The 13311-nt window shown below is 55.0% G+C and carries 11 protein-coding genes; 3 read left to right on the top strand and 8 right to left on the bottom strand.

Annotated features, from left to right (window positions below; genetic code table 11):
* Window positions 1–20 precede the first annotated feature (20 nt).
* Window positions 21–557, bottom strand: a complete 537-nt coding sequence (locus R1T41_RS16520; protein ID WP_317337931.1) for a peroxiredoxin — start codon at window positions 555–557, stop codon at window positions 21–23.
* A gap of 203 nt (window positions 558–760) precedes the next feature.
* On the opposite strand from R1T41_RS16520, the gene R1T41_RS16515 reads away from it, so the two are divergent.
* Complete coding sequence (locus R1T41_RS16515; RefSeq protein ID WP_062958265.1) at window positions 761–1078, top strand: hypothetical protein; 318 nt, start codon at window positions 761–763, stop codon at window positions 1076–1078.
* A gap of 14 nt (window positions 1079–1092) precedes the next feature.
* Here R1T41_RS16515 and R1T41_RS16510 read toward each other — a convergent pair whose 3' ends face one another.
* The 5 genes from R1T41_RS16510 to R1T41_RS16490 form a co-directional block, all read right to left on the bottom strand.
* Window positions 1093–2385 (bottom strand): Hsp70 family protein, encoded by a 1293-nt coding sequence (locus tag R1T41_RS16510; protein ID WP_317337929.1) that lies wholly within the window; start codon window positions 2383–2385, stop codon window positions 1093–1095.
* 134 nt (window positions 2386–2519) lie between these two features.
* Window positions 2520–3479, bottom strand: a complete 960-nt coding sequence (glpX, locus tag R1T41_RS16505) for a class II fructose-bisphosphatase (RefSeq protein ID WP_317337928.1) — start codon at window positions 3477–3479, stop codon at window positions 2520–2522.
* Window positions 3480–3616: 137 nt separating this feature from the next.
* Window positions 3617–4921 carry a homoserine dehydrogenase gene (locus R1T41_RS16500; RefSeq protein WP_297012632.1) on the bottom strand — a complete coding sequence of 435 codons (1305 nt, stop codon included), beginning with the start codon at window positions 4919–4921 and terminating at the stop codon, window positions 3617–3619.
* A 124-nt stretch (window positions 4922–5045) separates the two neighbouring features.
* Entirely contained in the window at window positions 5046–6287 is a 1242-nt protein-coding gene (locus R1T41_RS16495) for an LL-diaminopimelate aminotransferase (RefSeq protein WP_317337926.1), read from the bottom strand.
* Window positions 6288–6424: 137 nt separating this feature from the next.
* Window positions 6425–7927: an OmpA family protein gene (locus R1T41_RS16490; RefSeq protein ID WP_317337924.1), complete on the bottom strand. Its 1503-nt coding sequence runs from the start codon at window positions 7925–7927 to the stop codon at window positions 6425–6427.
* Between the two features lie 265 nt (window positions 7928–8192).
* Between R1T41_RS16490 and R1T41_RS16485 the strand changes: the two genes are divergently transcribed.
* Both R1T41_RS16485 and R1T41_RS16480 read left to right on the top strand, forming a co-directional pair.
* Window positions 8193–9995: a PHA/PHB synthase family protein gene (locus R1T41_RS16485; RefSeq protein WP_297012639.1), complete on the top strand. Its 1803-nt coding sequence runs from the start codon at window positions 8193–8195 to the stop codon at window positions 9993–9995.
* 76 nt (window positions 9996–10071) lie between these two features.
* Entirely contained in the window at window positions 10072–10947 is an 876-nt protein-coding gene (locus R1T41_RS16480; RefSeq protein WP_317337922.1) for an NAD(P)-dependent oxidoreductase, read from the top strand.
* 2 nt (window positions 10948–10949) lie between these two features.
* Here R1T41_RS16480 and R1T41_RS16475 read toward each other — a convergent pair whose 3' ends face one another.
* Complete coding sequence (locus tag R1T41_RS16475; protein ID WP_317337920.1) at window positions 10950–12257, bottom strand: cytochrome-c peroxidase; 1308 nt, start codon at window positions 12255–12257, stop codon at window positions 10950–10952.
* Between the two features lie 114 nt (window positions 12258–12371).
* Window positions 12372–13271 carry a DMT family transporter gene (locus tag R1T41_RS16470; protein ID WP_317337918.1) on the bottom strand — a complete coding sequence of 300 codons (900 nt, stop codon included), beginning with the start codon at window positions 13269–13271 and terminating at the stop codon, window positions 12372–12374.
* Window positions 13272–13311 lie beyond the last annotated feature (40 nt).

The following is a 13311-nucleotide window of genomic DNA, read 5'->3' as shown; positions in this document are numbered from 1 at the left end:
GATCGAATTCCCCTTCCACGTCAGCCCCGCGTATTATCCCGGCACCAACGCAAAACATTTTCTGCATCCTCGGCCGGGGCATCAACCGGATAGAAAACTTTGCTGATACGCCCGTCATCAATGATCATGGTCAGGCGTTTAAACAACCGCATGTCATCAGCAACGAAATCCGGCATCGCCATCGATTCCTTGAACCGGTGATCGGCATCGGACAAAAGCGCAAATGGCAGGTGAAGCCGTTCGGCCGCTTCTTTCTGATAGTCGGTCGTCTGGCTGGAAAGCCCGAAAAGATGATCCACACCAACAGCCGACAGTTCCTTGGCATGATCACGGAACGAACAGGATTGCGGCGTGCATCCCTTGGCACCGGGGATTTCATCCCAGCCTGCGGGGGATGGTTTCTCAGGTTCGGCTGTGCGGGGATACGCATAAACTACCGTGCGCCCACTCAGGGTCGCAAGATCAACCGGCTGATCATTGGTTGCCGCCAACGCAAAAGAAGGCAGGATTTGCCCCGTCAGCCGTTCAACAATATGTGCATCACTTTCCGAACTCATTGATCATCCTCCCTGAAACAGGTTGCCGGACTTTATAGGTCGGACAATACCCAACCCTTCATATTCTGAAGATAGGCGTGATCAATCCGCGACAAAAGAAGCGGCGATTTCGCATTGTGAAAAACATGCGCCTGCCCGCAATCTCTTGCATACACGCCAAAGCTGTGCAGACTGCCGGGATAAACAAAAAACGGATACGCGCAATGGATCATAGAAAAGGATTGAGGATCGGACTGACCGTCCTTTCCATTCTGGGCGCACTGATGGCAGCCCCGCTTGTCATGTTTTCGCCGATGATATTCGATGCACCAGGATCGGACGAAAACAACCTGACCTGGTTTCTGTTTTTTGCCGTTCTGGCATTTCCGGTACTGTGCCTGATGGGCGGCATCCTGCCATGGATTTTAAAAAATCACCCAAAATCGCTTTGGCTTTACGGGCTCGGCGTGATCGGGTTTGTCCTGATCACGGTCGCCGTCATCCTGCTTGAAACCCAGTGCCAGGGCAGTTTCAGTTGCTAGAACGCAAGACTTGATCAAACAATGCCTTCATCGGCTGCAATCAATGCGAGACCGTGCGCAACCGACAGGAACGGCTGCCCGATTTCGATGCGTTCCTTGCCAAAACCCTCTTCAAACAGGCGACGCACGGCCGGGACATAAGAAGTACCACCGGTCATGAAAACGCGCGAAACCTCGTGTGGCTGAATGCCTGCCTGCTCAAGGCAAAGCTTTGCAGCCTTTTCAATATCGGCAATATCGGGCGCAATCGCGGCTTCAAAATCGGCACGTGTCAGGCGTTCCTCGATCTCGACCCCGGCATGATTGAATTGCAGGATCGTGCTTTCCGCACTTGAAAGCTCTGCCTTGGCTTTTGACACCGCCTGATACAGGTGGAACCCAAGTTCTTCTTCGATGATCGTTACCAGATCTTCGATATCGTCGGGCTGTTCGGCGGTCCGGATCAGGCTTCTGATTTCGTTGATCACCTTGGGCTGGCGCATCATCGACAGGTAATGCCAGCGCGAAAACGCGGTGTAATACTGGCGCGGCACCGGAAGTGCGGCCCCCATGGTGCGATATTCGCTGCCAAAGCCAAGACGCGGCCAGATGGCTTTCTGGATGATGCGGTAATCAAAACTGTCGCCCGCAATGCCAAGACCGGTATGCGAAAGCGCCTTTACCCCGCGAATGCCCATGCCCGGTGTAAAGCGGATAACCGAAAAGTCACTGGTACCACCGCCAAAGTCGGCGACCAGAACGGTTTCGGGCTTATCAAGCTGCCGACCGTAATAATAGCTCGCGGCCAAGGGTTCGAACACCATGGCCTCGACCTCGAACCCGGCCTGTTCGTAAGCCGCTCGCAGGCGCATTTCGGCATAATCGTTATCGGGATTTGTTCCGGCAAACGCAACCGGACGCCCGGAAATCACCCGATATCCAAGGCCCCCAAGGCTGTATTGCGCGTGATGATGTATCTGGGTCAGGAACGTCGCGATCAGGTCTTCGATCGTATAGACATTGCCGAAAATTTCGGTGCCTTCGAAATCCTTGGATGCCAGATAGGATTTGATCGACTGGATCAATCGGCAATCCTGACTTTCCTTCAGATATTCGGCCATGGCAAACGGCCCGGAACAGCTTTGCAGACTGATCGGCGCACCCGGTGCGGTCAGTTTCTGTTCTTCCCAGAAATACAGGATGGTTCGATAGGTATCAAAACTGTTCTGACCAACCTCGAACGTTGCCGATTGCACATTGCCGTTGCTATCGGCAACGGCCAGTACCGAGTTGGTCGTACCAAAATCAAGGGCGATAATCTCGGACATTTGTCGGCTCCGGCAAAGGCATTTCATTTTCAAGGGGGCGGAGGATGTAACCCGGACAGCCCCTGCCCGCAAGCAATAAACGAAAAAAGGGAGCGCAAAGGCACTCCCCCGTTTTCGCAATCCGCCAAAGCGGCTTATTTGTACCAGATTTTCCGGCTGAAATCGTAAATCGCGCGGACATAACGAACCGTGCCCGACTGCGAACGCATCACGATGCTTTCGGTTTCCGCACCATTGGCGAAACGGCGCACACCGCGCAGCATCGCCCCGTCGGTTACACCGGTTGCAGCAAACATGACATTGCCCTTGGCAAGTTCGGCCAGTTTGTATTTGCGGGTCAGGTCTTCGATGCCCCATTTCTTGGCGCGTGCGATTTCGTCATCATTGCGGAAAACAAGACGGCCCTGGAACTGGCCACCAATGCAACGAAGGGCAGCCGCCGCCAGAACACCTTCGGGCGCACCACCGGTCCCCATGTAAAGATCGATACCCGACGTTTTCTGCGAGGTTGCGATAACGCCGGCAACGTCACCATCGCCGATCAGCATGATGCGCGCACCGGCTTCGCGGGTTTTCGCAATGATTTCCTGATGGCGTGGACGGTCAAGAATGCAAACCACCAGATCGGAAACATCGCAGCCTTTTGCCAAGGCAAGGCTTTTCAGGTTTTCAGCCGGGCTGGCATCAAGGTCGACAACATCGTCGGGCAAACCACCGCCAACGGCGATTTTATCCATGTAGGTGTCCGGTGCGTTCAGGAACCCGCCCTTTTCCGCCATGGCGACAACGGCCAACGAGTTGGGACCACCGGTCGCACAAATGGTTGTGCCTTCAAGCGGATCAAGCGCGATGTCGATTTCGGGGCCTTCGCCCGAACCGACCTCTTCGCCGATGAACAGCATCGGTGCTTCGTCGCGTTCGCCTTCCCCGATCACGACAGTACCGCGAATGTCCATGCTGTTCAGGGCATTGCGCATTGCATCCACGGCGGCCTGATCGGCGGCCTTTTCATCACCGCGCCCCATAAGCCCGGAACAGGCAAGTGCCGCGGCCTCGGTAACACGAACGGTTTCAAGCGCGAGATTTCGATCCATAACTTCATCCTCGTCGTTAACGCGGGGTCTGGAGGCCCCGTCTCTTTGTTTCCCGGCGCGTCCCGTTTGGCCCGGGACTTATAATTACGCCTCGCGGTATTATACCTGCGAGGCGCATATGTCTTTTTTTTGTTTTGTTACGAAGTGAATCCTTCGATCCGCATCAGGACCGGTGGCTGCGAATTGCTTTCAAACGCCGAAATGTCGGAAAGCGCCCCGGACATCGCCGCTTCGCTGGTTTCGTGGGTCACGAAGACCACCGGCACAACACCACCCTCGGTCTCGGCCCGCCCGTGCTGGATCATGGACGCCATCGACACACCATGCTTGGCGAGGGTCGCGGTGACCTCGGCCATGACACCGGGGCGATCCCAGACCATTAGGCGCAGGTAATAAGGCCCGACATGCTTTTCGAGGGACGCGCGCACATTCTTTTTCAGGCGATCTGCCGGAACACCAAACACCGGTGCATTGCGCCCGGCAGCAATATCAACAAGGTCGGCAACCACGGCCGATGCCGTCGGGCGTTCCCCCGCCCCGCGTCCCTGCAGGACGACCGGGCCAACATAATCACCTTCAAGCACGACAGCGTTAAACACGCCTTCGACTTTTGATATCTGGGTGCTGCGATCCACAAGAACCGGCGATACGCGCTGTTCTATGCCTTCCGGAGTCTGCTTGGCAATCGCCAGCAACTTGATGCGATATCCAAGTTCCTCGGCCAGTTGGATATCAAGTGCTGAAACGCTGCGAATGCCTTCAACCGCAATCGCGTCAAAATCGACTTCGACCCCGAAGGCAAGGCTGGTCAGAATCGCAAGTTTGTGTGCGGCATCGATACCATCAACATCGAATGTCGGATCGGCTTCGGCATAGCCAAGCTTCTGGGCTTCGGCCAGAACATCGGCAAAATCACGCCCCTGTTCGCGCATGGTGGTCAGGATATAGTTACATGTTCCATTCAGGATGCCTGTCACGCGGGATATGACATTGCCTGCCAACCCTTCGCGAAGCGCCTTTATCACCGGGATACCGCCAGCAACGGCCGCTTCATAGGCGATGGTTACATTGTTTGCATCGGCAATGCGCGCCAGTTCGACGCCATGAAGGGCAATCAGAGCCTTGTTCGCGGTGACGACATGCTTGCCGTTTTCAAGGGCGGCCTTGCAGACGTCATAGGCAATGCCGTTCGAACCGCCGATGGTTTCAACAACCACATCGACATTCTTGTCGGTTGCAAGATCACGGGCATCTTCGTACCAGGTAATGCCTTCGGTCGAAAATCCACGGTCCCGAGTTCGATCGCGCGCCGATACTGCTGTGACAATCATCGGGGAACCGGAACGGTCCGCCAGATTGTCCCTGTGTTCGCTCAGCAGTTTAACGGTTCCGGCACCGACCGTACCAAGGCCTGCCACACCGATCTTTACGACGTTTTGCACGATAACTCCTCATGCCGTGGTTGGATTTGCGCATAGGTGACGGAGTCTTTTACAACATCCGGTGCGCACACAAAACTTCGCCCGGGACATGTCCCGGGCGAAACATAGAATGCTTTATCGAATATCAGACAGATTTCTTCAACAGTTCACGTGCAGATTCTGCATCGGGATATTTCTGGAAGAATGCCTTGATGTTGCGATTGGCCTGCCGGATGCGGTGCTTGTTTTCAACAAGGGCGATACGAACATGGCGATCGCCATACTCGCCAAAGCCAAGACCGGGGGCCACGGCGACACCTGCTTCCTGCAAAAGAAGCTTCGAGAAATCAAGTGACCCGAGTTCCTCGAACGCCTTGGGAATCGGCGCCCATGCAAACATGGTTGCCGCCGGGACCGGAATATTCCATCCGGCACTTTGCATCCCCTCGATAAAGATATCGCGACGGTCACGATACAGATTGCGGAATTCCTCGACACAATCCTGCGGGCCGTTAAGCGCCGCGGTCGCCGCCACCTGAATCGGGGTAAATGCACCGTAATCAAGATATGATTTGATCCGCGTCAGCGCATTGATAAGCTTCTTGTTACCGGTCGCAAACCCTATACGCCAGCCCGCCATCGAATAGGTCTTCGACAGTGAATAGAATTCAACGGCAATTTCCTTTGCCCCTTCGACCTGAAGGATCGACGGCGGCGGGTTGCCATCGAAATAGATTTCCGAATAGGCGATGTCCGACAGGATATAGATTTCCTGCGCGCGGCAGAAATCGACAACTTCCTTATAGAAGTCAAGATCAACCACCAGCGATGTCGGATTGGCCGGGAAGTTCAGCACAACGGCACTCGGTTTCGGGACCGAATGTTTCACGGCACGGTGGAGCTGCTCCATAAAGCTTTCGGCGTTGAATTCGCCCTGCTCGTCATGGCCAATCGGGATGTGACGCAATGCCGCACCGGCAATGATGAAACCGAACGCATGGATCGGATAGGACGGGTTGGGCACCAGAATGATGTCACCAGGGCTGGTGATGGCAGCGGCAAGGTTGGCAAGGCCTTCCTTGGAGCCCAACGTGACAACGGTTTCGGTCTCCGGATCGATATCCACCCCGAAACGACGGCCGTAATAGGCCGCAAGTGCCTTGCGCAGGCCGGGGATACCGCGCGACATCGAATAACCATGCGTGCGCGGGTTCTGGACCGTTTCAACCAGCTTGTCGACAATATGCTGTGGGGGGGCCGGGTCCGGATTGCCCATGCCGAAGTCAATAATGTCCTCTCCCGCTCGCCGCGCCGCCGCTTTCATCGCATTTACTTCAGCAAATACGTATGGCGGGAGGCGTTTTATGCGATGGAATTCCTGGGACATTATCCTACATCCTCGTCACTTCGCCGATTTTCGAATTTTCTGCGAAAACCGGATCGTCGAATTGAAAAAAATTGCACGCCACACGACAAAATGCGGGTGGCGCGCCGTACAATTCGAAGGATGTACCTTTTTTAGGATCAATAATCCATAAAGATTTCAACACGACGGTTTCCGGCCTCACCGGCAGGAACGCCTTCATAATAGCGCGGATCCGCCGATCCATCGGCCCCGACAAAGATCGCGTCAGGGTTAACACCGAGAGACACCAGTTCCGATACCACCGCCGATGCGCGCCGTTCCGAAACCTGACGGTTGATCGCCATGTGTTCTTCAAGGCTCATATTCGCGGTACGCATTGATGCATGACCGATAATCCGAAGGATCCCGCCCGTCTGACGCCATGCCTGGGCAACCTGGCTCAGGACATTGTTATCCGAGCCCGACAGGTTGGACGAACCGTGTCCGAACTGGATTTGCGCAACCTGGACTCCGTTGACGCTTGGCCCCAGCGTATCGACGGAACGAACGCCAAGACGTGCGGCCAGAACCTCATTCGCGGTTTCAGCATAAGGCATGGCAGAATCGGACAGATAAGGATTGCCGCCACCGCCAAGCTGGCTTTCATCGACAATCACCGACCCGTTATCGGAATAAACCGAATAATCGAATGCCTGCGCCCGTGCTGCTGGCCCCGAACCCGGGGTCGGTTCATTGGCAAACACGCCTTCACCCTCGGCGAGGCGCTTGTTGTACTGATCCATCACCGGATCGCCGGAAGAGACCGGGGCAGAACTGGCCGAAGACGCGGCATTACTGGCCTCCGCAGCAACAAGTGCAGCTTCTGCTTTGGCAATCGCAGCACGATCTTCATCGGTCATTTCGGAAGATGAGGGAGCAGCAGTTGCTTTTTCTTCCAGCACTTCCGGCTTTTCAGGTACGGGGGCCGGCGTCGGTACCGGTCCCGAAGTCGGCGCCTTGGCATTCCATTCATCCGCAATTTTCGAACCCGATTGCGCCGATGTTACGGCACTTCCCGTCGCCACCCCGGCGGCACCTGCTGCTGCCACGGTCTTGGTTTCAGCAGCCCTGGCTGTGGTTTCAGCCGATTTCTGCATGTCGGTTGCGGTTGACTGCGCTTCGGCAGCCTGTGCTTTTGGTTCTGCCATTGCACTGCTGCTAACCGCCGTCGTTGGTGCCGGGGTGATTTCCGGCTGATCGACATTTGCGGCACTTGGCGCCGGTTCAGGCTGAAGCGCGTTGACCGGCGGGGTGCTTTGACGGCGGCCCGACTGGGTATATTGCGCATTCGCCCGGTCCGCAGCAAGCCCGGCAACAAGCGCATCACGTTCCGCATCGCCGGTTACAACCGGCTTGGCGGGTGTATCGGCCAGGCGCGGGTAATCTTCATCTTCACCCGGAATCGGCTGATCCGATTTGGCAGCAGTTTCATCTTCGCCGTCAAAGGCATCACCAATCGATTTGCCCCACTCGACCGGGTTGATCGCATCAGGGACCGAAGAACAGGCGCCCAGCATCAGCACAACAGCAAGCGCCGATCCGGCATGCAGCAATGGCCGCAATTTGATTTTCGCGGACCCGTGCTCCGACCACCGCCATGTCGTCGATTTCAGAACGCCCATTTGATTTCGCTGCTCCAAACTATGTTTTGTGTGACGTTGCCGTTGAAGATTGCGACAAATCCGTCACCTTATAATTCTTGTATTACCCCTCATCAGCGGGCTAGGCTAAGACCATGATAAGCTTGGGATCAAGCAGAGTTTCAACCCGACACGCTGTTTGAGGGCATTGGATCATAAAACGGGAAAATGATTGCGATATCGCAAAGATCGAATTTCCTGCTTTATGTTCCTATGCTCAGGCGGCCGTATCATAAGGGAATGCGCCATGAACGATCAACAGGCCAAAGAAACCGAAATTCATCTTCCTGATCCCGAGGAACTGTCATCTGCTATGGCAGAAATAGCCGAGAGAAGTCAAAGACTTGTGTCTGATTTCCTTGCTAAACAGGCAGAAGATCCGGAAATTTCCGATCCTGATCCGCTCAATATCGGCTCGGCCTTTGTCGAACTGACCACCCATATGATGCAAAATCCGACCAAACTGGTCGAAGCACAAATGGATCTGTGGCAGCAATATTATATGCTCTGGCACAATACGACGATGCGCATGCTGGGGCAGGAATCGGAACCAGTCGCATCCCCGCAAAAGGGTGATCGCCGTTTCCGCGACGAGGCTTGGGAAAACAACGAATTGTTTGATTTCATCAAGCAATCCTATCTGCTGTCATCGCAATGGATGCAGAATGTCGTCCATAATGTTGACGGGCTGGATGACAAAACCGCCCAGAAGGTCGAGTTTTATACCCGGCAGTTTGCCGATGCGATTTCTCCGACCAACTTCATGATGACCAATCCGGAAGTTCTGCGCGCCACCATCGAAAGTGGCGGCGAAAACCTTCTTAAGGGGCTTAGCAACCTTCTGGACGATCTCGAACGAGGCAAGGGCAAGCTTCAGATCAAAATGACCGATCTGGATGCTTTCAAGATCGGCGAGAATGTCGCAACCACCGAAGGATCCGTGATCGGCCGAACGCCGTTGATGGAATTGCTGCAATACAAACCGGCAACAGACAAGGTCGCGAAGCGCCCGCTGATGATCGTGCCGCCATGGATCAACAAATATTACATTCTTGATCTGCGTCCGGAAAATTCCTTCATCAAGTGGGCTGTTGATCAGGGGCACACGGTGTTTGTCCTGTCCTGGGTCAATCCCGACAGCAAACTGGCCGAAGAAAGCTTTGAAGATTACGGGCGCGATGGTGTGCTGGCAGCACTTGACATGATCGAAAAGGCCACCGGCGAAAAAGAAGTCAATGCAATCGGCTATTGCCTTGGCGGCACGCTTCTATCAGCGATGCTGGCCTATATGGCCAAGGTTGGTGACGAACGGATCAAATCAGCAACCTTCTTTACCACCCTGACCGACTTTGAAAAACCGGGCGAACTTTCGGTCTTTGTCGATGACGAACAGATCGAAAGCCTTGAAAACCGGATGTCGAAAGAAGGCTATCTTGACGGTCGCGATATGGCGATGTCGTTTAACATGCTGCGCGCCAACGATCTGATCTGGTCGTTCGTGGTGAACAACTACATGCTGGGCAAGGACCCCTTCCCGTTCGACCTGCTGTACTGGAACTCCGATTCGACCCGGATGCCCAAAGCCATGCACAGTTTCTATCTGCGCAATATGTATAACAAGAACCTGCTGCGCGAACCCGGTGGCATTACAATTCTGGGTGAAAAGATCGACCTGCGCGATATCAAAATTCCGGTCTATTTCCTGTCCACCCGTGAAGATCACATCGCCCCGTGGCAGGCAACCTATGCCGGAACGCAACTGATGTCGGGTCAGGTGAAATTCGTCCTTTCGGCGTCGGGTCATATTGCCGGTGTGGTTAATCCACCCGCCGCCAAGAAATATTGCTACTGGACATACAACCGCAATCCCGCCAATCCCGACGACTGGATCGCCAAAGCCACCCAGCATGAAGGATCATGGTGGACCGACTGGCAGAACTGGATCAGCCGCCGTTCGGGTGGTCAGGTCGAAGCCCGCAAACCGGGCGATGGCAAGCTTAAGGTGCTTGGCCCGGCACCGGGTGAATATGTCAAAGTGCAGCTTTCCTGATTATCCGTCATAACTGGAATTTCCGGCCCGCCCGAGATGGCGGGCCGTTTCTTTGGCCCTAAGGACAATAGATATCATGCCTCAGAAAATCGGCTTCCTTGGCGCAGGACGCATGGCATCAGCAATGATTTCCCGCCTGCTGGAACAGGGTTATCCGGTCAAGGTCTGGAACCGCAGCCCGGAAAAGATCAAGCCACTCGTTGCCAAGGGTGCGACTGCCTGTAACACGCCAGCCGAAGCTGCAAATGATGTTGACGCCGTCATTTCCTTCATGGCCGACGATATCGCTGCCGAAGCCGTCTGGCTCGGCGAAAATGGTGCGCTTTGCGCAATCACACCGGGTGCCCTTGCCATCGAATGTTCCACCCTTTCACACGGCTTCGTCCTGGAACTCTCAAACAAGGTCATGACTGCAGGCCGCCTTTATATCGATGCGCCGGTTACTGCTGTTCCGGCACAGGTCGCTGCAGGCGAAACAATGTTTTTGATCGGTGCGGAAAAAGTCGCCCTTGAACAGGCTCGCCCGATCATGGAAGCCGTTGCGAACCGTATCGTGCATTTCGGCCCTGTCGGATCGGGTACGGTCTATAAGCTGATGAACAACCTTTTGGGCGCGGTCCATATTGCTGCCGCCGCCGAACTGGTCGCGGTCGCACAAAAGGCGGGGCTGGATGGCAATCTGGTTGCCGATGCATTTGCCAATGGTGCTGTCGCCAGCCGGGCCGGTGTCATGACAATTCCCGGTATGATCAGCGGCAACCATAACGAAGGCATTCATTTTACAACTGCGTTACGCGCCAAGGATGCCGGTTATGCCATGTGGCTTGCCGATGAACTTGGCCTTGACCTGCCAGTCGGCCGATCTGCGACCGAGATGTTTGATCGCGCAATCGAAGCCGGATTTGGCGACCTTGCACAAAGTGCGGTGCTGGAAACCATTCGCGGCAGGTAGGCCTATTTCTTCTTGGCCTTGGCAGCGGCTTCTTCCTGCTCGGCCAGAAGCGGCTCGTATCGAGCATCGGTTAGCGTTTTAAGAAACGCGACCAGCGCATCAATGCGCTTGGTATCAAGCGCATCTCCCTGCTCCAGCTCTTTAAGGGAAATGGTTTCGGGGACCTCGGGATCACCCCAGGGCTGTTTGGTTTCCGGGTTAAGTTGGGCCGATTTCGCGCGGCTGTTATATTTGTTGTAGAATTTGATCACGGTCCGCAGATCGGCAAACACGCCGTTATGCATATACGGCCCGGTCACCGCGACATTGCGAAGCCCGGGCGTTTTGTATTTGCCCTTATGCGCAACATCATCAATTGCCGGATTATCCAGAAGCCCGTTATCGGTAAAATCGGGGTCCTTGTTATTCTCGTTGCGTACCGCCACGTTCCGCGGCACACCGATATTGTGATATTCGTAATTGGTGAATGTCTCGCCCTCTGCCGTCGGCGACGTTTTTAGCTGATGGCACACATTGCAATTGGTAAATTGCTGCGAGAAGAAAAGCACACGCCCCAATTCTTCCTGCGGCGTCATTTTGTATTCCCCGCGCAGGAACCGGTCATATTTTAAATCAAATGGCGAAAACTGATCAGTACGCTCGAACGCGGCAATCGCGTCCGTCATCGCCGCATAAGCACGATCCGTATCATTCCAGACACCGTCACCAAACAGCGCCTTGAAGCTTTCAACATAATCATCATCTTCCTGAAGACGCGCGACAACGGTTGCCTTGTCGGGCATGCCCATTTCAACCGGATTTAACGGTGGCCCGCCAGCCTGCTCTGCCAGATCCCTTGCGCGTCCATCCCAGAACTGCCCGCCAACCGGCGTCCCGTCCTCCTTGAAATGGAAATCGGGTGCGAACTTGGCATAAGCCGCCATTGGTGCATTGCGATCGCCAAGCGAGCTGCCATCATCGCCAAGCGAAAAGGCGCCCTTGGCTATTTCCCCACGCGGATCGCGGAATGCGGTTGTCGGTTCATGACAACTTGCACAGGCCTGCGTCCTGTTTTTCGAAAGATTGGTATCGAAATAAAGCGCCTCCCCCAACGCTGCCTTATCGGCAAACGGGGAGGTATTGCTTGCCAGTTCGTTCAGCAAGACAGCAGGCGGTTTTTGCATCTGTGTCGGGATGCTATCGGCTGCCTGTGCAGCGCTATTAATGGCGCCAGTGCTGATACCAGCCATCAACATCGTGGCTGCGAACACACAACCAAGGCCAAGAAACCTGCGAACAGGAAAGCTGGAAACAGACGGTAAGACAGGCATATTCGATATCCGGCATTCAATATTGGCCGCATTATCGCGACCAATAATCACTTACAACATCCTAATTGCACCCTGCCTTGATAAAGGTCAATGGTACCAGCCGGATAATTCAGCTTAGATCGCAACCTTGGGACGGCGCCCCATCATCGGCAACAATTGTACTCCGATGATCGCCGCAAGGATCACCCCGCAACCGGCATATTCGGCGGGCGCCAGTCGTTCTCCAAGGAAGAATGCCCCGGCGATTGCGGCAAATACCGCCTCCGCACTCATGATGATTGCGGCATCTGCGGCCTCGGTATAATTCTGGGCAACCGCCTGCAGGGTAAAGGCGATCCCCGCCGACATGATCCCGGCATAAAGGATTTCAAACCCGGCATTGTAGATATCGGCAAAGCTGAAAGTCTCAAGCATGCCGCCCATCGCCATGCCGAAAATACCGGTAATGAAGAATTGCACCGTCGCGACCAGTGCCGGGGCGTTGGTGCGCGTCACCATTACACCAATCATCACCACCTGAACGGCCCAGAAAAGCGCACTTCCCATGACCCAGAAATCACCGGCCCCAAGCGCCGACAGGTTACCGCCACTCAGCAGATACGTGCCGAAAACACACATCACGCCCCCCGGCCAAACCGACCAGTGGGGCTTTGCCCGAAATACCATAAAAGCCAGAACCGGCACCAGCGGCACATAAAATGCCGTCAGAAAGGCCGCATTGGTGACGGTGGTATCCATGATGCCGATCTGCTGAAGGATGCTGGCCAGATACATCGAAACGCCGGTAAAGATCAGGCCAAGCTTGTTAGCCCTCGAAAGCGTGCGTCCTTCGCGCTTCATTCTGCGCACTTCACGAAGGGCAAACGGCAACACCACAAACGTCCCCAACAGGAACCGTACACCGGTAAAATATTGCGGGCCGATATTGTCCATGCTGGTTTGCTGGACAACAAAAGTCGTACCCCAAATAAGGGCAACAAAAACGATTACGGCATTCGCCTGCCAACGCGTCATTTCCCGGTTCCGTTTTCTGGTCGCCGGGCGTGGTGGCGCG

The organism is Thalassospira lucentensis, from assembly GCF_032921865.1.
GTDB lineage: Bacteria > Pseudomonadota > Alphaproteobacteria > Rhodospirillales > Thalassospiraceae > Thalassospira > Thalassospira lucentensis_A.
Note: the sequence above shows the minus strand (reverse complement) of the source record. Positions and strands in the feature narration are given on the sequence as shown.

Excerpts from the sequence above, each read along its gene's own strand:
- R1T41_RS16520 (WP_317337931.1), bottom strand. The coding sequence starts at position 557 with ATGAGTTCGGAAAGTGATGCACATATTGTTGAACGGCTGACGGGGCAA.
- R1T41_RS16470 (WP_317337918.1), bottom strand. The coding sequence starts at position 13,271 with ATGACGCGTTGGCAGGCGAATGCCGTAATCGTTTTTGTTGCCCTTATT.
- R1T41_RS16480 (WP_317337922.1), top strand. The coding sequence starts at position 10,072 with ATGCCTCAGAAAATCGGCTTCCTTGGCGCAGGACGCATGGCATCAGCA.
- R1T41_RS16510 (WP_317337929.1), bottom strand. The coding sequence starts at position 2,385 with ATGTCCGAGATTATCGCCCTTGATTTTGGTACGACCAACTCGGTACTG.
- R1T41_RS16485 (WP_297012639.1), top strand. The coding sequence starts at position 8,193 with ATGAACGATCAACAGGCCAAAGAAACCGAAATTCATCTTCCTGATCCC.
- R1T41_RS16475 (WP_317337920.1), bottom strand. The coding sequence starts at position 12,257 with ATGCCTGTCTTACCGTCTGTTTCCAGCTTTCCTGTTCGCAGGTTTCTT.
- R1T41_RS16490 (WP_317337924.1), bottom strand. The coding sequence starts at position 7,927 with ATGGGCGTTCTGAAATCGACGACATGGCGGTGGTCGGAGCACGGGTCC.
- R1T41_RS16495 (WP_317337926.1), bottom strand. The coding sequence starts at position 6,287 with ATGTCCCAGGAATTCCATCGCATAAAACGCCTCCCGCCATACGTATTT.
- R1T41_RS16515 (WP_062958265.1), top strand. The coding sequence starts at position 761 with ATGGATCATAGAAAAGGATTGAGGATCGGACTGACCGTCCTTTCCATT.
- glpX (WP_317337928.1), bottom strand. The coding sequence starts at position 3,479 with ATGGATCGAAATCTCGCGCTTGAAACCGTTCGTGTTACCGAGGCCGCG.